The following is a 22255-nucleotide window of genomic DNA, read 5'->3' on the forward strand; positions in this document are numbered from 1 at the left end:
AACTCCCCTGCCCCATCGCCGGGAGGCGCCGGGCTCGGCGCCCCGGGTTCCGGTACGATGGACGCACGGACGCCCACATGCTGCTCAACTCCATCCTCGACGCCATCGGTCGCACGCCGCTCATCAAGCTCAACCGCCTCGGGGCGCACCTCGAGTGCAACCTGTACGCGAAGTGCGAGTTCCTCAATCCGGGTGGCTCGGTCAAGGATCGGATCGGGCTGGCGATGGTCGACGCGGCAGAGAAGGCGGGCCGCATCAAGCCGGGCGACACGCTCATCGAGCCGACGAGCGGCAACACCGGCATCGGGATCGCCCTGGCCGGCGCGGTGCGCGGCTATCGGGTCATCATCACGATGCCCGAGAAGATGAGCCGCGAGAAGCAGGTCGTGCTCGAGGCGCTCGGCGCCGAGATCATCCGCACGCCCACCGAGGCGGCCTTCGACTCGCCCGAGAGCCACATCAGCGTCGCCCGGCGCCTGCAGTCGCAGTTGCCCAACGCGCACATCCTCGATCAGTACGGCAACCCCTCCAACCCGCAGGTGCACTACGAGACGACCGGGCAGGAGATTCTCGACGACCTCGACGGCGCGGTCGACATGGTCGTCATCGCGGCTGGCACCGGCGGAACCATCACCGGCGTGGCGCGCAAGGTGAAGGAAGTGCGGCCCTCGTGCCGGATCATCGGCGTCGACCCGGTCGGCTCCATCCTCGGCGGCGGCAGCGACGTGTCGACGTACAAGGTCGAGGGCATCGGCTACGACTTCATCCCCGACGTGCTCGACCGCTCCCTCGTCGACGAGTGGGTCAAGACGACCGACCAGCCGTCCTTCCTGCTCGCGCGTCGCCTCATCCGGGAGGAGGGCCTCCTGGTCGGCGGCTCGTCCGGTTCGGCGATGTACGCCGCGCTGCAGAAGGCCGGGAGCCTCGGCCGCGGCCAGAACTGCGTCGTGCTGCTGGCCGACGGCGTGCGCAACTACATGACCAAGTTCGTCGACGACAAGTGGATGCGCGACAACGGGTTCTTCCAGACGCGCACGGTCGACGCGCGGGTCGGCGACATCTGCGCCGGCGAGGCGGGGGCGCGGCCGCCCCTCGTCCTGGCCGAGGACACGCAGACGCTCGCCCAGGTCGTGCAGGTCATGCGGGATCGTGGCATCTCGCAGCTGCCGGTCACCTCCGGGGGCGTGCTCGTCGGCATCGTCTCGGAGGCCGATGTGATGGCGTTCCTCGGGTCGGGCGAGGGCACCGCGCACGCGCTGGTCTCGAAGGTCATGAACCGGTACGTCCCGGTGGTCGGCGCACAGACGCCGATTTCGACGCTGGAGGAATCCCTGCGCAAGAGCGCGGCGGTGGTCGTGGTGGACGAGGCGCGGCGGCCGATTTCCATCCTGACCCGCATCGACTTGCTGCACTTCCTGCTCGAGCGCGAACAGACGCCCGCCTGAGACGGCAGGGCGTGAGCCAGTTCGGCGGCCGCTCTCGCATTCCCGAACGGAGGAATGTGAGATGTCACCCCGCGTCGCCGTCTGGCTCGTCCTGACCAGTACCATCCTCGTCGTCCCGCAGCCCGTCGCGGCCCAACCACTTCCGGGCCCGCCGCTCGTCGTGGGCGCGTTGCTCAGCATCAGTTGCCCGGGCAGCTACGACGGCATCCCGACCCCGGTCCTGGCGTGTGACCGCGCCGACGAGGGCGCGCCGGGGCCCTACCTGCGTCCCTACGTGTCCGTGCGCCCCGTCGATCGACTGCTCCTGACCGGGCAGGTGGGGTACGTCCGCCTGCCCGGCTTCGACGCAGCCTACGGCGGGGGCGGGGGGACGCTCCCGGCGCTCACGCTGGTCCGCCCGGCGCGTACGGCCTGGCACGGGCACGTCACCGCGGCGTATCTCGGTGGCCAGCCGACCCACCCGGTGCGCGCGTTCGTGGGCGGGGGCGTGTCCTACTTCGACGACCCGATCCGGTACGAGTTCCGCCCCTCGCCGCCCCCGGGCTTCAACGACGGGCTCTCGTGGCAGGAGCGGTCGGGCTGGGATCAGGTGTTCACCGTGGGCGTGCTGTTCCGCGTCTCGCGCCGCATCGAGGGGCGCGCCTCGTACCTGCTCGCGGGGCAGCTGACGACGCCCACCAACTCCGATGGCGCCTGGCGCCACGAGATCGGCGTCGGCCTCGGCTGGCGACTCCGGTAAGCCTTCACCGACCCGTCTCCCCATTCACGCCCGGCAGCCTGCGCAGTTCCCGAGGCCGCGTCGCCGTTGCCCCGAGGGGCGGCGGGGCCGCGGCGCAGACGCCCGACCGCCGTCCCGGTTGACAACGACTCCGGTGCTGAATAGGCTTCGCCCCACGACGAGTTCCGCTCTCCCTCCAGCGACGTCCCCGCGCTCGTGAACGCGGTCGGGATGGCGCTAGCTTGTGGCAGGCTCGGCGTCACCGAACGACGGATGCGAAGGCCCGACGACCTGGAGGAGCACCGAATGCGGAGAACCACTTACACGGTCCTGTTGCTCGCGATCCTGGCGCTGATCGCCCCCACTGCGACAGCGCAGGAGTTCCGCGCGACAGTGAAGGGACAGGTGCTGGACAGTAGCGGCGCGGCCCTGCCGGGTGCGACGGTGTCCGTGCAGAACGTCGAGACGAACGAAATCGCCTCGACCACGACCAACGAGCAGGGCGACTACACCGTGCCCTTCCTTCGGCCCGGTCTGTACAACGTCACGGTGGAACTGGCGGGTTTCAAGAAGTTCGCCAGCAACGGCCTGCGCCTGCAGGTGAGCCAGGTGGCCGAGATCAACGCGCAGCTCGAGGTCGGCGCGATGACCGAGGAGGTCACCGTCACCAGCGAAGGCCCGTTGCTGGAGACCAGCAACGCCAGCCGCGGCACGGTCATCGACAGCGCGCGCATCGCCGAGCTGCCGTTGCAATCACGCAGCCCGATGGCCCTGGCGACGCTGGTCGCCGGCGTCAACTACAACGGCGCGGCGATCTACCTCCGTCCGTTCGACAACGGCGCGCTGGCCGACTTCTCGATGAACGGCGGCCAGAACCGCAACAACGAGTTCCTGCTCGACGGCGCCCCCAACAACGCCAACCAGGGCGGCAACAACATCGCGTTCGTGCCGCCCGCCGAGGCGGTGCAGGAGTTCAAGGTCGCGGTCAACTCCTACGACGCGCAGTACGGCCGCACCGCCGGCGGCGTCGTCAACATGTCGCTGAAGTCGGGCACCAACTCCTTCCACGGCGTCGGCTACGACTACATGCGGCGCAAGGCGCTCGCCGCCAACTCCTTCCTCCTCAACTCCCGCAACCTGCCCAAGACCGACCAGTACATCGATCAGTACGGGTTCAGCGTCGACGGGCCGATCTGGAAGAACAAGACGTTCTTCCTGTTCACGGGCGAGCGGTACCGGGAGGGCACGCCGTCGCCCCTGAACTCGACGGTGCCGACCGAGGCGTTCAAGAACGGCGACTTCAGCGGCCTGGTCGACCAGAACGGGCGGCAGATCATCATCTACGACCCGGCCACCGGCCGCGACGTCAACGGCGTGTGGACGCGCGATCCGTTCCCCGGCAACATCATCCCGGCCGACCGCATCTCGCCGACCGCGCGGGCGATCATGAAGTACTACCCGACGCCGAACTACCAGCTGGCCGGCGCGGCCCCGTGGCAGAACAACCTGGACTATCCCGAGCACTTCAACCGCGACGTGTTCTGGAACTGGGTCGGCAAGGTCGACCACAACTTCAGCCCGAACGACCGCGTGTTCTTCCGCTGGGGCGAGAACGAGCGCAACGAGATCCGCAACACCACGGCGATCCGGAGCGGTCCGGCGCAGAACGGCCAGTTGCCGCTGTGGCGCGCCAACCGTGCCCTGGTCGGTGACTGGGTGCACATCTTCGGCGCCGGCACCGTGTTCAACCTGCGCGCCAGCTACACGTACTTCCTCGAGTGGAGCTACTCGGAGGAGTCGCTCGGCTTCGACTCCACGGAGTTCTGGCCGTCGAGCCTCGTGAGCCAGATGCCCAGCAAGGCCGTCAACGGCATCTTCCCCGTGATCAACATGGAGGAGTACGTCCAGCTGTCGCGCGGCTCGAGCCCGAACCGCAACCGCAACTACTCCCTGCAGCCGAACATCTCGATGACCCGCGGCAAGCACAACATCCGCGCCGGCCTCGACCTGCGTTCGACCAACGTCTTCAACGAGAACTACAACAACTCGGGCGGCAACATCTCGTTCACGCGGCAGTTCACGCGCAGCACCCTCAACAGCACGAGCGTACTGGAGGGCAACGCCTTCGCCTCGTTCCTGCTCGGCGCGCCGAGTGGCGGCAACGTCGACGTGAACCCCATGCCGCACTACAACTGGATGTACGTCGCGCCGTGGGTCCAGGACGACTGGCGGATCACCGACAAGCTGACGTTGAACCTCGGCTTCCGCTGGGACTACAACAGCGCCGTCAGCGAAGAGAACAACATGCTGAACTACGTGTTCGACCCGACGATCGTCAATCCGGTGTCGGCACGGGTGGGCCAGCAGGTCATGGGCGGCCTCACGTTCGCGGGCGTCAACGGCGCGCCCGAACAGCCGTACCGCCTCGACAAGAACAACTACCAGGCGCGTGCCGGCTTCGCCTACTCGCTCAACGACAAGACGGTCATCCGCGGCGGGTACGGCAAGTTCTTCCTCAACCCGACGACGCAGGGGTACAACGCGGGCTTCAGCAACAGCACGCCGCTGATCGCGTCCAACGACGGCGGCCGCACGCCGACCTACAACCTGTCCAACCCGTGGCCGAGCGGCATCCAGGACGCACCGGGCAACTCCCTCGGGGCGCTGACGTTCCTCGGGCGCAACCCGAACTTCGTCAACCCCGACTTCATCGTGCCCAACGTCCACCAGTTCTCGATCGGCTTCCAGCGTGAGCTGCCCTGGCGCATCTCGCTCGACGTCACGTACGCCGGCAGCCGGAGCTACGACCTCGAGGGCAACTGGGGCGGGTACAACGAGCCCTCCGCGGAGTTCCAGGCCCGCTGCGACGTGACGCTGGGCGGCAGCCGCACGTTCTGTGACCAGCAGATCCCGAACCCGTACTTCGGCGTCCCCGGCTTCGAGGGCACCAACCGCTTCACCGCGGCCAACCTGTCGCGCTTCGAGCTGGCGCGGCCGTACAACGCGTTCGGCGGCATCACCCAGAGCCAGCAGAACCTCGGCAAGATGCAGTACGACTCGTTCCAGTTCGTCGCCAACAAGCGCATGGCCAAGGGCGTGACCGTCAACGTCGGCTACACGTACGTGCCGCGCTGGACCGAGACGGGCGCCAACCAGTCGGGTGGCACCGTCGGCGACGCATTCGTGGACAACGTCTCGCGGTTGCTGCACGAGGGGCCGTACTACTCGCACCGCGAGCACCGCGTCGTCGCCACCGGCGTGTGGGAACTGCCGTGGTACCGCGGCGAGAAGAGCGTCCTCGGCTACCTGCTCGGCGGCTGGTCGGTGGCGCCGGCTTTCGTCTACCAGACCGGCCAGCCGTGGAACATGCCCGGCAACATCGACCTCGCGCCGGGTGTCAACCTCAAGGACGTCGCGCTGGCCGGCAAGAAGGACGGCCAGTTCATCTACGGCGTGAAGCCCTGCGTCGCGCAGCGCAATGCGACCACCGGCAACTACGACCTGCTGTCGGTGTCGCAGTCCTACGGCTGCACCCAGCCGTACTTCCTGGTGCGTGAGGCGTTCCAGCGCCGGACCGCGATGTTCCGCTACGACGAGTTCCGCCGCCCCGGCTACTGGCAGGTGGACATGAACCTCGCCAAGACGACGCAGATCACCAACCGGCTGCGCTTCCAGTTCCGCCTCGAGGCGTTCAACCTGCTGAACAGCCCGATGTACGACGAGCGCGACTACAACCAGACGGTGACGTCGGCCGACTTCGGCCGGATCAACCGGAACGTCACCAGCCAGTCGAACTTCCAGCGCTTCATCCAGCTCGGCTTCCGCCTGATCTGGTAGCGCCACCACTGCGGCAGGGCGGGGTGTCCCACCCCGCCCTGAGCCTGAAACGACGAAGGGCCCGGGTTCCCGGGCCCTTCGTGTTTCTCGCCTCACGGCCGACTCACAGCTTCGGCAGCGTGACGCCGGTCTGCTTGAGGTACTTCCCCTTCTTGTCGGCGTAGGAGACTTCGCAGGGCTCGTCGCCCTGGAAGAACAGCACCTGCGCGATGCCCTCGTTGGCGTAGATGCGGGCCGGCAGCGGCGTCGTGTTGCTGATCTCCAGCGTCACGTAGCCCTCCCATTCCGGCTCGAACGGCGTGACGTTGACGATGATGCCGCAACGGGCGTAGGTCGACTTGCCGAGGCACACCGTGAGCACGTCGCGCGGGATGCGGAAGTACTCGATCGTGCGGGCCAGCGCGAACGAGTTCGGCGGCACGATGCAGACGTCGGTCCTGATGTCCACGAAGCTGCGGGGATCGAAGTTCTTCGGATCGATCACCGTGTTGTTGATGTTCGTGAAGACCTTGAACTCGTCGGCGACGCGGATGTCGTAGCCGTACGACGACAGGCCGAAGGACACCACGCCCTCGCGCACCTGCCGGTCCTCGAACGGCTCGATCATGCCGTGTTCGAGGGCCATGCGACGGATCCAGCGATCGGACTTGATGGACATAGGCGAAGCGGCCGGCCTACCGCCGGAACAGCGACATCAGCACCGTCAGCAGGATGCTGAGGACGATGGAGGTGACGATCGGGAAGTAGAAGGTGCCCCGCCCGCGCGAGACGACGATGTCGCCGGGGAGCCGCCCGAGCGGCACCCCCAGCATCATCAGCGCACCGATGCCCGCGATGATCAGTCCGACGACGACGAGGGAACGTCCCATCGCGGGCAGGGGTCGCTACAGTTCCAGGCCGCGGAAGAAGTAGCCCAGCTCGAACGCGGCCGTCTCCGGCGCATCCGACCCGTGGGTGGCGTTGTTGTCGATGGAGGCGCCGAACTCCTTGCGCAGCGTGCCCTCCTCGGCGTTGGCCGGGTTGGTCGCCCCCATCAGCGTGCGCCACTTCTTGATCGCGTCCGGTGCCTCGAGGCACAGGAGCACGCAGGGGCCCGACGACATGAAGTCGGTCAGCCCGCCGAAGAAGGGCTTCTCCTTGTGCACGGCGTAGAAGCCCTCGGCTTCGCGCTTGGAGAGGTGCTGGAGCCGCATCGCGACGATGCGGAAGCCCTCCTGCTCGATGCGGGCAAGGATGCGGCCGATGACGGCGTTCTTGACGGCGTCGGGTTTGATGATGGCGAAGGTACGTTCCATGAGTTCGGGAATCGGGAGTCGGGAGTCGGGAGTCGGGAGTTGGGAATCGGGAATCGCCGAACGGCGGCGCGCGTAGCCGTCGACCTTCAGGTCGACGGGCGTTCGGCGTTCGGCGTTCGGCGTTCGGCGCTAAACGTTAAACGTCAAACGTCACTTGTGCTTCTCCATGACCTCGTCGAGCACCGACCTGGGCGGGCGCGTCCTCGAGATCGGGAGGCTGGCGAGCGGCTCGTCCACCGTGTTGAGCAGGCTGAGGAAGTCGGTCGCGTCCGGCTCGATGTAGATGATGCCGGTCGCGAACTCGCCGCGCCGCATGGTCTCGTGCAGCGTGCGGCGCGCCTCGAGCTTGTCGGTGGGGTTGTGCGACGACTCCAGCTTGCGCAGGATGAGCGTCGAGCCGTCGTGCATCTTCACCGGCGTCGCGCTGCCCTCCTCGTAGTCCACCGAGATGTCCTCGAAGAACGGCACGAAGCTGATCTCGTTGACGACCTCGTCGTGTTCCTTGGCGTACGCGTAGCTCTTGGTGGAGCCTTCGTGGTCGTTGAAGGTCACGCACGGCGAGATCACGTCGATGAGGCAGGTGCCCTTGTGCGCGATGGCCGCCTTCAGGATCGACAGCAGCTGCTTCTTGTCGCCCGAGAACGATCGCGCCACGAACGTCGCGCCGAGCTCGATGGCCAGGGCGCAGAGGTCGATCGGCGGCAGGTCGTTGACCACGCCGTTCTTGAGCGTGCTCCCGAGGTCGGCCGTCGGCGAGAACTGCCCCTTGGTGAGCCCGTAGCAGCCGTTGTCCTCGACGATGTAGATGAGGGGCAGGTTGCGGCGCATCAGGTGCACGAACTGCCCGACGCCGATGGCGCCGGTGTCGCCGTCGCCGCTCACGCCGATGCCGAGCATCGTCTTGTTGGCCAGCAACGCGCCGGTGGCCACCGACGGCATGCGACCGTGCACGGAGTTGAAGCCGTGCGCGGTGCCGAGGAAGTACGCGGGGCTCTTGCTCGAGCAACCGATGCCCGAGAACTTCATCACCCGCGTCGGCTCGACGCCCATCTCGTAGAACGCGTCGATGATGCGCTCGCTGATGGCGTTGTGGCCGCACCCGGCGCACAGCGTCGTCTTGGCGCCGCGATAGGCGGCGGCCTCGAGGTTGATGCGGTTGACCTTCTTGGGCGGCGTCGGGACGGCGGGAGTGGACACGGCTAGACGGCCTCCTCTGCCCCGACGATGGCGTCCTCGGGCGACGTCTCGGGCGGCAGGGCCATGCGCCCCTCGTGGGCGCGGATCTCCTCGGTGACCGAACGGGCGTCGATGGGCAGCCCGTTGTAGTGACGGACGCTGGTCAGCTTGCTGATCTGCGATCCGGAGAGCTCCTGGCGCAGCAGGCCGAACATCTGGCCGTCGCGGTTCTGCTCGACCACGTAGACGCGATCGTGAGCGTCGATGAACTCGCCCACCTGGTGCGTGAACGGGTAGGCGCGCAGGCGCAGGTACGACGTCTCGATGCCGGCCTCGGCGCGCAGCTGGTCGCGGCTCTCGACGATCGCCCAGTGCGACGTGCCGTAGGCGATGATGCCGATGCGCGCCCGCTCGTGCTGGTCGAGCTCGGGCTGCGGCACGTGCGCCCGCGCCGTCTCGAACTTGCGCAGCAGCCGATCGATGTTGGTGGTGTAGTCGTCGGGCTTCTCGCTGTACTGCGCCTTGGCGTTGTGCCCGGACCCGCGCGTGAAGAAGGCCGGCCCCTGGCCGGGCAGCGTGCGGTACGGGATGCCGTCGCCGTCGACGTCCTTGTACCGGCCCCACTCGCCGATCGCCTGCAGCGTCTCGGGCGTGAGCACCTTGCCGCGGTCGAGCGGCGTCTCGGGGTACGGGAACGTCTCGGCCATCCAGGTGTTCATGCCGAGGTCGAGGTCGGTCATGACGAAGATGGGCGTCTGGAAGCGCTCCGCGAGGTCGAACGCGTCGATCGACATCGTGTACGCCTCGCTCACCGAGGCCGGCAGCAGCAGGATGTGCCGCGTGTCGCCGTGCGAGAGGCCGGCCGCAAACGCGATGTCGCCTTGCGCGGTGCGCGTCGGCAGGCCCGTCGAGGGGCCGACGCGTTGCACGTCGAAGATCACCGCAGGCAACTCGGCGTAGTAGGCCAGGCCCGTGAACTCCGCCATCAGCGAGATGCCGGGGCCCGACGTGGACGTCATCGAGCGCGCACCGGCCCACGAGGCGCCGACCACCATGCCGAGCGCCGCGATCTCGTCCTCGGCCTGCACGACCGCGAACGTCGCCTTGCCGGTCTCGGGGTCCATGCGGTACTTGCGGAGGTAGTCGATCAGCGTCTCGCACAGCGACGAGGACGGCGTGATCGGATACCAGGCGACGACGGTGACGCCGGCCATCAGGCAGCCGAGCGCCGCGGCGCTGTTGCCGTCGATCAGGATCAGATCCTGCGTCTCGGACATCCGCGCCACCTTGAGCGGCACGGGACGGTCGGCGAAGGTGGCGTCGGCGTAGGCGAACCCGGCCTGCAGCGCCGCCTGGTTGAGGGCGAGCGCCTTGGCCTTGCGCTTCAGCTGCCGGGTCAGCGCCTTGTCCATCTCGGCCAGGTCGATGTCGAGCAGGCGCGACAGGATGCCGTCGTAGATCATGTTGCGCACGAGGCGGCGCAGGCGGGCGTCGGGGCACACCTCGGCGACGATCTTGTCGAACGGCACCGGATAGAACACGAGGTCGGCGCGCAGGGCGTCGAGCTTGAGCGGCTCGTCGTAGACCACCGCGCAGCCCGGCTCGAGGGCCATGACGTCCTCGTGCGCCGTCTCGGGGTTCATCGCGACGAGGAGGTCGATTTCCTTCTTGCGCGCGATGTAGCCGTCCTTGTTGGCCCGGATGGTGTACCAGGTCGGCAGCCCGGCGATGTTGGACGGGAAGAGGTTCTTGCCCGAGACCGGCACGCCCATCTGGAAGATGGAGCGGAGCAGGACGAGGTTGGCGGTCTGGCTCCCCGAGCCATTGACCGTGGCGACCTGGATGCTGAAGTCGTTGACGCGGGTGGGCGACGAGACGGCTGCTGGCGCGGCCAGCAGGTCGGAGGAAGCCATTCTATCTGCCTCGAGGTGGGACGCCACGCGGCCACGCGACCGGCGTGGCAGGTGCCCATCCGAGGCATCATAACAAATGCCGGGAAGGCCGAGAGGCCGAAGGCCGGCATTCCCCGGCCTCCGACATCCGCGACATTTCAGGGCACTTAGAGACGGCTGGCGATCGCCGCGCCGATGTCGGCCGGGCTCTTCACCACCGTCACGCCGGCGGCCGACAGGGCCGCCATCTTCTCGTCGGCCGTGCCCTTGCCACCGGAGATGATCGCGCCGGCGTGTCCCATGCGGCGTCCCGGCGGCGCGGTCTGGCCGGCGATGAAGCCGACGACCGGCTTCTTGAAGTTGGCCTGGATCCAGGCGGCCGCTTCCTGCTCGGCCGACCCGCCGATCTCGCCGATCATCACCACCGCCTCGGTCTGCGCGTCGTTGGCGAACAGCTCGAGGGCATCGATGAAGGTGGTGCCGATGAGCGGGTCGCCACCGATGCCGATGCAGGTCGTCTGGCCGAGGCCCAGCTTGGTGAGCTGGTGGATGGCCTCGTAGGTCAGCGTGCCGCTCTTGGACACGATGCCGACGCGGCCCTCGGTGCAGATGTGACCGGGGATGATGCCGGCCTTGGCCTGCCCCGCCGTGATCAGGCCCGGGCAGTTGGGGCCGATTAGGCGGCTCTTCTTGCCCTTCATGAAGTGGAGCGCCTTCATCGTGTCGAGCACCGGGATGCCCTCGGTGATGCACACGATCAGCTCGAGGCCGGCGTCGGCGCCCTCCATGATGGCGTCGGCGGCAAACGGCGGCGGCACGAAGATCACCGAGGCGTTGGCGCCGGTCTTGGCGACCGCGTCGGCCACGGTGTTGAACACCGGGAAGCCCTCGTGGGTGGTGCCGCCCTTGCCGGGCGTGACGCCTCCGACGACGTTGGTGCCATAGGCCGCGGCGGCCTTGGCGTGGAAGGTGCCCTCGCGCCCGGTGAGGCCCTGGACGATGAGACGGGTCGACTTGTCGATCAGAACGGCCATGGTCGTGTCCGGGTTCCTCTAGCGCGCCAGGGCGACGACCTTGTCGGCCGCCTCGCCCATCGTGTCCGCGGTGGTGAAGTTGAGTCCGCTCTCACGGAGCATGGCCTTGCCCTGCTCCACGTTGGTGCCTTCCATGCGGATGACGATCGGGACCGGCACGCCGAGGTCCGTGACGGCGGCGATGACGCCCTCGGCCAGGACGTCGCAGCGCAGGATGCCGCCGAAGATGTTGATCAGCACGGCCTTCACGTTCTTGTCCGACATCAGGATGCGGAAGGCGTTCTTGATCTGCTCGGCGTTGGCGCCGCCGCCGACGTCGAGGAAGTTGGCCGGCTGCCCGCCGGCCAGCTTGATGATGTCCATGGTCGCCATGGCAAGGCCGGCGCCGTTGACCATGCAGCCGATCGTGCCGTCGAGGCGGATGTAGTTCAGCGAGTACTTGCTGGCCTCGATCTCGAGCGGGTCTTCCTCGGCCAGGTCGCGCAGGTCGCGGAAGTCCTGGTGGCGGTAGAGGGCGTTGTCGTCGAAGGTCACCTTGGCGTCGAGGGCGATGACGTCGCCGCCCTCGGTGACGATCAGCGGGTTGATCTCGATCAGCGAGGCGTCGGTGGCGACGAAGGCCTCGTAGATCTGCTGCATCACCTTGACGGCCTTGTTGACGTGCTCGGGCGCCAGGCCGATGCCGAAGGCGAGCTGGCGGGCCTGGAACCCGGTCAGGCCGGTCACCGGGCTGATGGCGACCTTCTTGATGGCGTCGGGGTTCTTCTCGGCGACCTCCTCGATGTCCATGCCACCCTCGGCGCTGGCCATCAACACGGGGCAGCCGGCGGCGCGGTCGACCAGGAGGCCGAGGTACAGCTCCTTGGCGATCTTGACGCCCTCCTCGATCAGGAGGCGCTCGACCTTGCGGCCCTCGGGGCCGGTCTGGTGGGTCACCAGGGTCATGCCGAGGATCTGCTTGGCCATCTCCTCGGCGGCCGCCGCGTCCTTGACGACCTTGACGCCGCCACCCTTGCCACGGCCACCTGCGTGGATCTGGGCCTTGACGACGGTCACGCCCCCACCGAGACGCCGGGCGATGGCGCCCGCCTCCTCGACCGAGAATGCGACTTCCCCGCGGGGCACCGGCACGCCGTGCCGGGCCAGGATGGCCTTTGCCTGATACTCGTGAATCTTCACCGGGAATCCTTGGACGTGGTGATCGGTGGCGCGAACGAACGGGCCGGACCGCGTGCGCGGGATCGATCTGGACCGCGGCAGCGTCCCTATCATCAGCATCCCGATGGGGGATGGTCAAGCCTCGTGGGCGCGATCCCGTTGCCCGCCGGACCCGGCGGGTATACCATTCCGGGGGTTCGGGCTGCCGCGCACCTCACGGGGATGCCCATCCACCAGCGTCGCCGCCCAACGCCAGATGTCATCCGACAGTTCAGTGCCTTCCTCGACGCAGCCGGACGCCTGTGCAGGCGTGTCGGGCTGCGGAGTCTGACATGTCCAGTCGCCCCACGTTCTTTTCGTCCACGGTCGGGTCCAAGATCCTCATCGGCCTCACCGGCCTCCTGCTCTTCGGGTTCCTGGTCGGGCACCTGGCCGGCAACCTGTCGCTGCTGGTCGGCGCCGAGGCGTTCAACGCCTACGCCCACAAGCTGGAAGGGCTCGGGCCACTCCTCTACCTGGTGGAGGCCGGGCTGGTCGGCATCTTCTTCCTGCACGCCGGCAAGACGATGCTGAACTACCGCCGCAACTCGGCGGCGCGTCCTGCCGCCTACGCGGAGAAGAAGTGGGCGGGCCACACGAGCCGCAAGACGTGGTCGTCGACGACGATGGCGCTCACCGGCCTGTTCATCCTGGTCTTCGTGGTCATCCACATCAAGACCTTCAAGTTCGGGACCTGGTACGTCGACGAGGCGACGGGGCATCGCGACCTGTTCCGCCTGGTCGCCGAGATCTACCAGAACCCGCTGTACGTGGGGTTCTACGTCGTGGCGATGGGGCTCATCGGGATGCACCTGAACCACGGCATCTCGAGCGCCGCGCAGTCGCTCGGGCTCTCGAACCAGCGCTGGGGCCGGTCCCTGGTGGTCGCCGGCCGGGTGCTCGCCGTGGTGATCGCCGGCGGCTTCGCAGTGCTGCCGCTGTTCATGTTCTTCGCTCACTAGGACGCCGAGATGACGCTCGACAGCAAGGTGCCTGGTGGTCCCATCGAAGGCAAGTGGGATCGTCACAAGTTCGAATCGAAGCTGGTGAACCCGGCCAACCGCCGCAAGCTCACCGTCCTCTGCGTGGGCACGGGCCTGGCCGGCGCCTCGGCGTCGGCGGCCCTCGGTGAGCTCGGCTACAACGTCCTCACCTTCTGCATCCACGACAGCCCGCGCCGCGCCCACTCGATCGCCGCGCAGGGCGGCATCAACGCCGCGAAGAACTACCGCAACGACGGCGACAGCATCTACCGGCTGTTCTACGACACGGTGAAGGGCGGCGACTATCGGGCCCGCGAGGCCAACGTGTACCGCCTCGCGCAGGTCAGCGTCGACATCATCGACCAGTGCGTGGCGCAGGGGGTGCCGTTCGCGCGCGAGTACGGCGGGCTGCTCGACAACCGCTCGTTCGGCGGCGCGCAGGTCTCGCGCACGTTCTACGCGCGTGGCCAGACGGGCCAGCAGCTGCTGATCGGCGCCTACCAGTCGATGATGCGGCAGGTCGACGCGGGCACGGTCAAGCTGATGCCCCAGCGCGAGATGCTCGACGTGGTCATCGTCGACGGGCAGGCCCGCGGGATCATCACCCGCAACCTGGTGACCGGCGAGCTGGAGAAGTGGGCTGGCGACGCGGTGCTGCTCGCCACCGGCGGGTACGGCACGGTGTACTACCTGTCCACCAACGCGGTGAACAGCAACGTGACGGCGGCCTGGCGCGCCCACAAGCGCGGGGCGCTGTTCGCCAACCCGTGCTTCACCCAGATCCACCCCACCTGCATCCCGGTGTCGGGCGACCACCAGAGCAAGCTCACGCTCATGAGCGAGAGCCTGCGCAACGACGGGCGCGTGTGGGTGCCGAAGAATCCGGGCGACAAGCGGCCGCCGCAGCAGATTCCCGAGGCCGAGCGCGACTACTACCTCGAGCGGCGGTACCCGAGCTTCGGCAACCTCGTGCCGCGCGACGTCGCCTCGCGCGCTGCCAAGTTCGTGTGCGACGAGGGCCGCGGCGTCGGCGACACCGGGTTGTCGGTGTACCTCGACTTCGCCGACTCGATCAACCGGCTCGGCAAGGACGTGATCAAGCAGCGGTACGGCAACCTGTTCGACATGTACCAGAAGATCACCGACGACAACCCGTACGAGGTGCCGATGCGGATCTACCCCGCGGTGCACTACACGATGGGTGGCCTGTGGGTGGACTACAACCTCATGTCGACCATCCCGGGCCTGCACGTGCTCGGCGAGGCGAACTTCTCCGACCACGGCGCCAACCGTCTCGGCGCGAGCGCGCTGATGCAGGGGCTGGCCGACGGCTACTTCGTCATCCCGTACACGCTCAGCCACTACCTCGCGAACACGTCGCTGAAGAAGGTGACCACCGACCACGACGCCTTCGCCGAGGCCGCCCACAACGCGCAGTCGCAGATCACGCGCCTGCTGTCGGTCAAGGGCAGCAAGACGCCGCGCGAACTGCACCGGCAGCTCGGGCACGTGGTGTGGGACTACGTCGGCATGTCGCGCACCGCCGACGGCCTGAAGAAGGCGCTGACCGAGATCCCCAGGCTCCGCGAGGAGTTCTGGCAGAACGTGTCGGTGCCGGGCGAGCCGAACAACATGAACAAGAACCTCGAGTACGCCGGCCGCGTCGCCGACTACCTCGAGTTCGCGGAGTTGCTGGCGCTCGACGCGCTGACCCGCGAGGAATCGTGCGGCGGGCACTTCCGCGAGGAGTTCCAGACGCCCGACAACGAGGCGCAGCGCAACGACGAGCAGTTCGCGCACGCGGCCGCCTGGGAGTTCACCGGCGTCGGCAAGTCGCCGGTGCGCCACGTGGAGCCGCTGACGTTCGAGTACGTCAAGCCGTCACAGCGTAGCTACAAGTAGGCGTCGACCTTCAGGTCGACGCGAGCCGCGGCCGACTGGGGTCCTCTGCTGCCCGCCGACCTGAAGGTCGGCGGCTACGACCCGCGAGGGATGAGAACACGATGGGTGCACTGAATCTGACACTGCGCGTCTGGCGCCAGCCCAATCCCGCGACGCCCGGGCGGCTCGTCGAGTACAAGGCGGAGAACATCTCGCCGGACATGTCGTTCCTCGAGATGCTCGACGTCGTCAACGAGGGCCTCATCAAGCGGGGCGAGGAGCCGATTGCCTTCGACTCCGACTGCCGTGAGGGCATCTGCGGCACGTGCGGGTGCATGGTGAACGGCGTCGCCCACGGCCCCGACCCGGGCACCACGGTGTGCCAGTTGCACATGCGCCGGTTCCGCAACGGCGACACCATCACGATCGAGCCGTGGCGCGCCGCCGCCTTCCCCGTCGTCAAGGACCTCGTGGTCGATCGCAGCGCGCTCGACCGGGTGGTGCGCGCCGGCGGCTACGTCTCGATGAACGTCGGGGCGGCGCCCGACGCCAACGCCATCCCGGTGCCCAAGACGATTGCCGACGAGGCCTTCGACGCCGCCGCCTGCATCCAGTGCGGCGCGTGCGTGGCGGCCTGCAAGAACGCATCGGCGGCACTGTTCACCTCGGCCAAGCTCGCGCACCTCAACCTGCTGCCCCAGGGCCAGGCCGAGAAGACCCGACGCACGATCCGGATGGTCGAGCAGATGGACATCGAGGGCTTCGGCGCCTGCTCCAACGAGGGCGAGTGCGAAGCCGTGTGCCCGAAGGAAATCAGGATCACCAACATCGCGAAGATGAACCGCGACTACCTGAAGGCCTCGCTCACGGGCGTGAGGTAATCGGCCCGCCGCCGGCACACGCTGGCGCGCCAGGGCGGACGGGGTGCCTGGCCCCCGCGCACACGCGCACGACACACAAGGGCGACCTGGACTTCCGGGTCGCCCTTCGTCATTGCTCCCCGACCGCGAAGGCCGGGGCCCATGCGATGACTGCGCTGTTACTTGCATGATGATAGTCAGTGCGCTACGCTGTCGAGCGGAGGAACCCTCGTGCGCGCCCGCAGTTTTGCCGACATGCCCTGCCCCATCGCCCGCAGCCTCGACCGGGTCGGCGAGTGGTGGAGCATCCTGATCCTTCGTGAGGCCTTCCTCGGGGCCTCGCGGTTCGACGACTTCCAGCGCGCGCTGCCCATCGCGCCCACCACGCTCACCCGCCGGCTCAACGGGCTGGTCGCGGCTGGCCTGTTCGAACGCCGCGGCTACTCGACACGCCCGGTGCGCCACGAATACGTCCTGACCGAGGTCGGCCACGATTTCCGGCCGGTGCTCATCGCCCTGCTCGCCTGGGGCAACCGCCACTTCGCGCCCGAGGGCGCCGCCGTGGTCGTGAAAGACCGGGCGACCGGACGTCAGGTGGAGCCGATCCTGGTCGAGGCGGGCACCGGCCATCCGATCACGCCGCGGACCCATCGCATCGCGGCAGGTCCGCAGGCCCCCGATTGGCTGCGCGCGCGACTCGGAGTCGGCGCATGACCCGCCGCGTCGTCGTCACCGGCATCGGTCTCGTGTCGCCGCTCGGCGTCGGCACCGAGGCCACGTGGCAGGCCGCGCTGCAAGGTCGGGCGGGCGTGGCGCCGATCACGCTGTTCGACGCCAGCGCCCACTCGACCCGCTTCGCCGCCGAGGTGAAGGGCTTCGACCCGCTGCAGTGGATCGAGCGCAAGGAACTCAAGAAGTGCGCGCGCTTCATCCAGTTCGCGATCGCCGCCGCCCACATGGCCGTGGACCAGAGCGGCCTGGTCATCGACGAGGCGACGCGCGACCGCGTCGGCGTGTCGATCGGCAGCGGCATCGGCGGGTTCGAGGTGATCGAACGCGAGCACCGGACGTTGCTCGAACGCGGTCCGGATCGGGTGTCGCCCTTCTTCATCCTGTCGGCCATCGTCAACCTGGCGGCCGGCCAGGTCTCGATGCGATTCGGCGCGCGAGGCCCCAACACCGCCGTCGCCACTGCCTGCACGACCGGGGCGCATGCCGTAGGCGACGCCTACCGGCTGATCCAGCACGGACAGGCCGACGCCATGATCTGCGGCGGCGCCGAGGCCGCGATCTCGCCGCTGGGCATTGCCGGATTCGCGGCCATGCGCGCGCTCTCGCAGCGCAACGACGACCCGGCGCGCGCCAGCCGGCCGTGGGACGCCGACCGTGACGGCTTCGTGGTCGGAGAAGGGGCCGGCGTGCTCGTGCTCGAGGAGGCGGAGGCCGCCGCACGGCGCGGGGCCACCGTCCTGGCCGAACTGGTGGGCTACGGCATGAGCGGCGACGCGCATCACGTCACCGCGCCACCGCCTGACGGCAACGGCGTCGCCCGCGCGATGCGAGCGGCCCTCGACGACGCGGGGCTTCGGCCGGAGGCGATCGGCTACGTCAACGCGCACGCGACGTCCACGCCGCTCGGCGACCGGGCCGAGGCGATGGCCATCGCCGGCGTCTTCGGTGGACACGCGGCGTCACTGGCGGTGAGTTCGACCAAGTCGATGACCGGCCACCTGCTCGGCGGTGCCGGCGCGCTCGAGGCGGGCCTGACGGTCCTGGCGCTGCGGGATCAGGTCGCGCCGCCGACCATCAACCTCGATCGCTGCGACCTGGAGGTGCCACTCGACCTCGTGCCGCACGTCGCGCAGCCGCGCCCGATGACCTGCGCGATCACCAACTCGTTCGGGTTCGGGGGCACCAACGCGTCACTGATCTTCGCGCGGGCATGAACAACAGGGGCGGCTCCGGGAGTGCCCGGAACCGCCCCTGTCCATCGCGTGACGTGCAGGCCGAGGCCGGCAGGCGCGCTTACACGCCGATGACCGTCGTGAGTTCCTTCACCGCGGCCGCCGACTTCATCAGCGCGGCCTTCTCATCGTCCTGCAGCGTGATCTCGATGACCTGCTCCACGCCCTTGGCGCCGAGCTTCACGGGCACGCCGAGGAACTGGTCGTTGACCCCGTACTCGCCGGTGAGAAACACCGAGCAGGGCTCGATGAGCTTCTTGTCCTTCAGGATGGCCTCGACCATGCGTGCCGACGACTGGCCCGGCGCGTACCACGCGCTCGTGCCCACCAGCTTGGTGATTTCGGCGCCGCCGTTGGCGGTCCGATCGCAGATCGCCTTGATGCGATCCTCGGGCAGCAGTTCGGTGATGGGGATCCCCGCCACCGTCGAGTAGCGCGGCAGCGGCACCATCGTGTCGCCGTGGCCGCCGAGCACGAAGGCGTGCACGTTCTCCACCGACACGCTGAGCTCGGTGGCGATGAAGGCGCGCATGCGGGCCGAGTCGAGCACGCCGGCCATGCCGATCACGCGCTCGCGCGGCAGGCCGCTGAGGCGATAGACGGCCTGCGCCATCGCGTCGAGCGGGTTGGCCACGACGATGATGATCGCGTCGGGCGAGTGCTTCATCACGTTGGCCGTGACGTCCTGCATGATCTTGTAGTTGACCGACAGCAGGTCGTCGCGGCTCATGCCCGGCTTGCGCGGCACGCCCGACGTGATGACGACGACGTCCGACCCGGCCGACAGGGCGTAGTCGCTGCCGCCGACGACGCGGGTGTCGCTGCCCTCGACCGGGCAGGTCTGCAGGATGTCGAGCGCGATGCCCTGCGCCTTGGTGTCGGCGATGTCGATGATGACGACATCGGCCAGTTCGCGGTTGGCGATCGAACGCGCCACCGTGGCGCCAACGTTGCCGGCCCCGCCGACGACGGTCACTTTGCGGTTCATTCTGGTTGACTCCTGATGGACAGCCGCCGGCCGTTGGCCGTCGGCAACGAACACGGTCCCGGCGCCGGGAATGGGGAGTCGGGAGTCGGGAGTCGGAACCGCGCATGCCTCGGCGATTCCCGATTCCCGCTTCCCGATTCCCGTCTCGCGGCGGCGAAGCCGCTGCTACATGTGGCTGATGACCGCGTCGCCGAAGGCCGAGCACGAGAGCTCGGTCGAGCCTGCGATGAGGCGCGCGAGATCGTAGGTGACGGTCTTGGCGGCGATGGCGTTCTCGAGGCCCTTGACGATCAGGTCGGCCGCCTCGCCCCAGCCGAGGAAGCGGAACATCATCTCGCCCGACAGGATCACGGAACCGGGGTTCACCTTGTCCTGATTGGCGTACTTGGGCGCGGTGCCGTGGGTGGCCTCGAACACGGCGTGGCCGGTGACGTAGTTGATGTTGCCGCCGGGGGCGATGCCGATGCCGCCGACCTGTGCGGCCAGCGCGTCGGAGATGTAGTCGCCATTGAGGTTGAGCGTGGCGATGACGTCGTACTCGGCCGGGCGCGTCAGGATCTGCTGCAGGAACGCGTCGGCGATGGCGTCCTTGATGACGATGCCGTTGGGCAGCGTGCACCACGGCCCGCCATCGAGCTCCACGGCGCCGAACTCGCGCTTGGCGAGCTCGTAGCCCCAGTCACGGAAGGCGCCTTCCGTGAACTTCATGATGTTGCCCTTGTGCACGAGCGTGACGCTCTTGCGCTTGTTGGCGATCGCGTACTCGATGGCGGCGCGCACCAGGCGCTCGGTGCCCTCGCGCGACACCGGCTTGATGCCCAGGCCCACCGTGTCGGGGAAGCGGATCTTGCCGTACGGCTTCGGGAACGCCTGCTTGAGGAGGCCCTTGAGCGTCTCCACTTCCGGCGTGCCTTCGGCGAACTCGATGCCGGCGTAGATGTCCTCGGTGTTCTCGCGGAAGATCACCATGTCGACCAGGTCGGGACGCTTGACCGGCGTCTCCATGCCCTGGAAGTACCGCACCGGCCGGAGGCAGGTGTAGAGATCGAGTTCCTGGCGCAGCGCCACGTTCAGCGAGCGGATGCCGCCGCCGACCGGCGTGGTGAGCGGGCCCTTGATGCCGACCAGGTACTCGCGGAACGCGGTGAGCGTGTCGGCAGGCAGCCACTCGTTGACGGTGTTGAAGGCCTTCTCGCCGGCGAGGACCTCGAACCAGACCACCTGGCGCTTGCCCCCGTAGGCCTTCTGCACGGCCGCGTCGAACACACGCACGCTGGCCCGCCAGATGTCGGGGCCGATGCCGTCGCCTTCGATGAACGGGAGGATGGGACGATCCGGCACGACCAGGGAGTTGCCTTGCCGGGTGACGGGCGCGCCCTCGGTGGGCGCGGTGAGGTGCGTGAACTGCGGCATGGATGGTGGTCCGAGAGGTTTAGGTCACGCCCCTGTGGCTCGTCAGACGATATTCACAGAAGCTGTGGAAAACCCTGTTCAAAAGCCCGTGTGAACAGGGTGTAACTCGCGCCGACAACGTGCATGCGAGCGTCTTGCACCAAGTTGGTGCGTGGCCCGTCCGCGCACATCCCGAGCCCATCGATTATACGCCTCACGGGCGAAGCCCGAGATGCACCACCCGGTCCTCGGGCAGGAGGCGCACGTCGGCGCCCGTCGGGGTCACCCGCTCCACCCGGTAGACCTGCTCGAGCAGGTCACCCGGCCGCGCGTGATGCACGCCGCGCGGCCCGGCAATGACGGCGATGCGTACCATGCCAGCGCCCTCGCGCGCCTCGGCCACGCCGATCAGGTCGAGACGGGGGTAGGCCGGGGCGGATGGCATCACGGCCTCCGGTGGCGCGACCGGCCGGGTGTCGAGCGATGGCGCGCGATCGGGCCGCGGCGGCACGGCGGCGGGCAGGAAGGGATTGCGCCCCTGCTCGGGTGCGCGCGGGCCGGCCGGCGGCTCGGCCGCCAGGCGCGGCAGGTGCACCGTCGGCACCACCGCCGGGGCCGGCACCTCGGCGACGCGTGCGGCGGCGGGCGGCCATGGCGCCAGCGCTGGCGGCACCAGCCAGACCCAGGCCGCCGCGGCGACCGCCAGGAGCACCGCGGCCAGCACCGAGCGCGACATGGCTACATGCTAGCAGCGGGCGCGCACGACCGTCGGGTTCGCGCCGGCGCCTGCCGCCGCGCGTGCTAGAATTCCGCGTGCTGCACAGTGCCGGCTCCATCCCCAAGGCACCTGCGACGGCTGTGGCCGTCATCCCGGCACGATTCTCTTCGACGCGACTCCCTGGCAAGCCCCTCGCCGACATCCATGGTCGGCCGATGATCGAGCACGTCTATCGTCGGGCGAGCGAGGCCCGCGCCTTGTCGCGCGTGATCGTCGCCACCGACGACCTGCGGGTGTTCGAGGCCGTGCGGGCCTTCGGCGGCGAGGTCGTGATGACCTCGCCCGACCACCGCACGGGCAGCGAGCGCGTGGCCGAAGTGGCGGCGCAACTGGCCGACGCGCTCATCGTCAACGTCCAGGGCGACGAGCCCACCCTCGCGCCGGCGATGATCGACGATGCCGTGCAGGCGTGCCTCGACGATCCGTCGCTGGTGATGAGCACGGTGCGCTACCGCATCACCGACCCGGCCGAGATCGCGAGCCCGGCCGTGGTGAAGGTCGTGACCGACCTGCGAGGGCGTGCGCTCTACTTCACGCGCGCCGCCGTGCCGTTCCTGCGCGATCCCGGCACGCCGGTGACCTGGTACAAGCACGTCGGGCTGTACGTGTACCGCCGCGACTTCCTGCTGGCGTTCGCGGCGCTCCCGCCGACGCCCCTCGAGCTGAGCGAGTCGCTCGAGCAACTGCGTGCCCTCGAGCACGGGTACGCGATCATGACCGTCGAGTCGCGACACGAGGCGCTCGGCGTGGACACCCCGGACGACCTCGAACGGGTGCGTCGCCTGCTCGCGACGCCCGCCACATCCTGATGCCCA

General features: G+C 68.5%; 19 protein-coding genes. 9 read left to right on the plus strand and 10 right to left on the minus strand.

Going from position 1 to position 22255, the window contains the following annotated elements; translation table 11 throughout:
* The first annotated feature begins 77 nt into the window (after nucleotides 1-77).
* The 3 genes from TBR22_RS15135 to TBR22_RS15145 all read left to right on the plus strand — a co-directional run bounded on the left by TBR22_RS15135 (nucleotide 78) and on the right by TBR22_RS15145 (nucleotide 6000).
* Complete coding sequence (locus tag TBR22_RS15135; RefSeq protein WP_239488680.1) at nucleotides 78-1445, plus strand: cystathionine beta-synthase; 1368 nt, start codon at nucleotides 78-80, stop codon at nucleotides 1443-1445.
* Between the two features lie 61 nt (nucleotides 1446-1506).
* Nucleotides 1507-2184, plus strand: coding sequence for a hypothetical protein (locus TBR22_RS15140; RefSeq protein WP_239488681.1), 678 nt, complete (start codon nucleotides 1507-1509; stop codon nucleotides 2182-2184).
* A gap of 285 nt (nucleotides 2185-2469) precedes the next feature.
* A complete protein-coding gene (locus tag TBR22_RS15145) occupies nucleotides 2470-6000 on the plus strand; it encodes a TonB-dependent receptor (RefSeq protein ID WP_239488682.1) in 3531 nt (1176 codons plus the stop codon).
* 103 nt (nucleotides 6001-6103) lie between these two features.
* On the opposite strand, the gene dcd is transcribed toward TBR22_RS15145, so the two are convergent.
* The 7 genes from dcd to sucC all read right to left on the minus strand — a co-directional run bounded on the left by dcd (nucleotide 6104) and on the right by sucC (nucleotide 12576).
* A complete protein-coding gene (gene dcd, locus TBR22_RS15150) occupies nucleotides 6104-6658 on the minus strand; it encodes a dCTP deaminase (RefSeq protein WP_239488683.1) in 555 nt (184 codons plus the stop codon).
* Between the two features lie 16 nt (nucleotides 6659-6674).
* A complete protein-coding gene (locus TBR22_RS15155; protein WP_239488684.1) occupies nucleotides 6675-6869 on the minus strand; it encodes a DUF2905 domain-containing protein in 195 nt (64 codons plus the stop codon).
* A 15-nt stretch (nucleotides 6870-6884) separates the two neighbouring features.
* The gene (gene ndk / locus TBR22_RS15160; protein ID WP_239488685.1) at nucleotides 6885-7295 is read right to left on the minus strand and encodes a nucleoside-diphosphate kinase; all 411 of its coding nucleotides are present in this window, start codon (nucleotides 7293-7295) and stop codon (nucleotides 6885-6887) included.
* Nucleotides 7296-7445: 150 nt separating this feature from the next.
* The gene (locus tag TBR22_RS15165) at nucleotides 7446-8492 is read right to left on the minus strand and encodes a 2-oxoacid:ferredoxin oxidoreductase subunit beta (protein ID WP_239488686.1); all 1047 of its coding nucleotides are present in this window, start codon (nucleotides 8490-8492) and stop codon (nucleotides 7446-7448) included.
* Between the two features lie 2 nt (nucleotides 8493-8494).
* Nucleotides 8495-10384 (minus strand): 2-oxoacid:acceptor oxidoreductase subunit alpha, encoded by a 1890-nt coding sequence (locus tag TBR22_RS15170; RefSeq protein ID WP_239488687.1) that lies wholly within the window; start codon nucleotides 10382-10384, stop codon nucleotides 8495-8497.
* A 146-nt stretch (nucleotides 10385-10530) separates the two neighbouring features.
* Entirely contained in the window at nucleotides 10531-11397 is an 867-nt protein-coding gene (sucD, locus tag TBR22_RS15175) for a succinate--CoA ligase subunit alpha (RefSeq protein ID WP_239488688.1), read from the minus strand.
* Nucleotides 11398-11415: 18 nt separating this feature from the next.
* Complete coding sequence (sucC, locus tag TBR22_RS15180; RefSeq protein ID WP_239488689.1) at nucleotides 11416-12576, minus strand: ADP-forming succinate--CoA ligase subunit beta; 1161 nt, start codon at nucleotides 12574-12576, stop codon at nucleotides 11416-11418.
* A 311-nt stretch (nucleotides 12577-12887) separates the two neighbouring features.
* On the opposite strand from sucC, the gene TBR22_RS15185 reads away from it, so the two are divergent.
* From TBR22_RS15185 to fabF, 5 genes are all read left to right on the plus strand, one after another.
* Entirely contained in the window at nucleotides 12888-13556 is a 669-nt protein-coding gene (locus tag TBR22_RS15185) for a succinate dehydrogenase cytochrome b subunit (RefSeq protein WP_239488690.1), read from the plus strand.
* A gap of 9 nt (nucleotides 13557-13565) precedes the next feature.
* Entirely contained in the window at nucleotides 13566-15479 is a 1914-nt protein-coding gene (locus tag TBR22_RS15190; protein ID WP_239488691.1) for a fumarate reductase/succinate dehydrogenase flavoprotein subunit, read from the plus strand.
* Nucleotides 15480-15589: 110 nt separating this feature from the next.
* Nucleotides 15590-16339: a succinate dehydrogenase/fumarate reductase iron-sulfur subunit gene (locus TBR22_RS15195; protein WP_370651530.1), complete on the plus strand. Its 750-nt coding sequence runs from the start codon at nucleotides 15590-15592 to the stop codon at nucleotides 16337-16339.
* 210 nt (nucleotides 16340-16549) lie between these two features.
* A complete protein-coding gene (locus tag TBR22_RS15200) occupies nucleotides 16550-17032 on the plus strand; it encodes a helix-turn-helix domain-containing protein (protein WP_239488693.1) in 483 nt (160 codons plus the stop codon).
* Nucleotides 17029-18264 (plus strand): beta-ketoacyl-ACP synthase II, encoded by a 1236-nt coding sequence (gene fabF / locus TBR22_RS15205; protein ID WP_239488694.1) that lies wholly within the window; start codon nucleotides 17029-17031, stop codon nucleotides 18262-18264. Before TBR22_RS15200 ends, fabF begins: the two co-directional genes overlap by 4 nt.
* Nucleotides 18265-18343: 79 nt before the next feature.
* Here fabF and mdh read toward each other — a convergent pair whose 3' ends face one another.
* From mdh to TBR22_RS15220, 3 genes are all read right to left on the minus strand, one after another.
* Nucleotides 18344-19270 carry a malate dehydrogenase gene (gene mdh / locus TBR22_RS15210; protein ID WP_239488695.1) on the minus strand — a complete coding sequence of 309 codons (927 nt, stop codon included), beginning with the start codon at nucleotides 19268-19270 and terminating at the stop codon, nucleotides 18344-18346.
* A gap of 165 nt (nucleotides 19271-19435) precedes the next feature.
* Nucleotides 19436-20683 (minus strand): NADP-dependent isocitrate dehydrogenase, encoded by a 1248-nt coding sequence (gene icd, locus TBR22_RS15215; protein ID WP_239488696.1) that lies wholly within the window; start codon nucleotides 20681-20683, stop codon nucleotides 19436-19438.
* 193 nt (nucleotides 20684-20876) lie between these two features.
* Nucleotides 20877-21398 carry a hypothetical protein gene (locus TBR22_RS15220; protein WP_239488697.1) on the minus strand — a complete coding sequence of 174 codons (522 nt, stop codon included), beginning with the start codon at nucleotides 21396-21398 and terminating at the stop codon, nucleotides 20877-20879.
* Between the two features lie 122 nt (nucleotides 21399-21520).
* Between TBR22_RS15220 and kdsB the strand changes: the two genes are divergently transcribed.
* The gene (gene kdsB, locus TBR22_RS15225; protein WP_370651531.1) at nucleotides 21521-22249 is read left to right on the plus strand and encodes a 3-deoxy-manno-octulosonate cytidylyltransferase; all 729 of its coding nucleotides are present in this window, start codon (nucleotides 21521-21523) and stop codon (nucleotides 22247-22249) included.
* Nucleotides 22250-22255: the final 6 nt, after the last annotated feature.

Origin of the sequence: Luteitalea sp. TBR-22 (assembly GCF_016865485.1) — a bacterium.
Lineage (GTDB): Bacteria > Acidobacteriota > Vicinamibacteria > Vicinamibacterales > Vicinamibacteraceae > Luteitalea.

Excerpts from the sequence above, each read along its gene's own strand:
- TBR22_RS15135 (WP_239488680.1), top strand. The coding sequence starts at position 78 with ATGCTGCTCAACTCCATCCTCGACGCCATCGGTCGCACGCCGCTCATC.
- TBR22_RS15140 (WP_239488681.1), top strand. The coding sequence starts at position 1,507 with ATGTCACCCCGCGTCGCCGTCTGGCTCGTCCTGACCAGTACCATCCTC.
- TBR22_RS15145 (WP_239488682.1), top strand. The coding sequence starts at position 2,470 with ATGCGGAGAACCACTTACACGGTCCTGTTGCTCGCGATCCTGGCGCTG.
- dcd (WP_239488683.1), bottom strand. The coding sequence starts at position 6,658 with ATGTCCATCAAGTCCGATCGCTGGATCCGTCGCATGGCCCTCGAACAC.
- TBR22_RS15155 (WP_239488684.1), bottom strand. The coding sequence starts at position 6,869 with ATGGGACGTTCCCTCGTCGTCGTCGGACTGATCATCGCGGGCATCGGT.
- ndk (WP_239488685.1), bottom strand. The coding sequence starts at position 7,295 with ATGGAACGTACCTTCGCCATCATCAAACCCGACGCCGTCAAGAACGCC.
- TBR22_RS15170 (WP_239488687.1), bottom strand. The coding sequence starts at position 10,384 with ATGGCTTCCTCCGACCTGCTGGCCGCGCCAGCAGCCGTCTCGTCGCCC.
- sucD (WP_239488688.1), bottom strand. The coding sequence starts at position 11,397 with ATGGCCGTTCTGATCGACAAGTCGACCCGTCTCATCGTCCAGGGCCTC.
- TBR22_RS15185 (WP_239488690.1), top strand. The coding sequence starts at position 12,888 with ATGTCCAGTCGCCCCACGTTCTTTTCGTCCACGGTCGGGTCCAAGATC.
- TBR22_RS15190 (WP_239488691.1), top strand. The coding sequence starts at position 13,566 with ATGACGCTCGACAGCAAGGTGCCTGGTGGTCCCATCGAAGGCAAGTGG.
- fabF (WP_239488694.1), top strand. The coding sequence starts at position 17,029 with ATGACCCGCCGCGTCGTCGTCACCGGCATCGGTCTCGTGTCGCCGCTC.
- mdh (WP_239488695.1), bottom strand. The coding sequence starts at position 19,270 with ATGAACCGCAAAGTGACCGTCGTCGGCGGGGCCGGCAACGTTGGCGCC.
- icd (WP_239488696.1), bottom strand. The coding sequence starts at position 20,683 with ATGCCGCAGTTCACGCACCTCACCGCGCCCACCGAGGGCGCGCCCGTC.
- TBR22_RS15220 (WP_239488697.1), bottom strand. The coding sequence starts at position 21,398 with ATGTCGCGCTCGGTGCTGGCCGCGGTGCTCCTGGCGGTCGCCGCGGCG.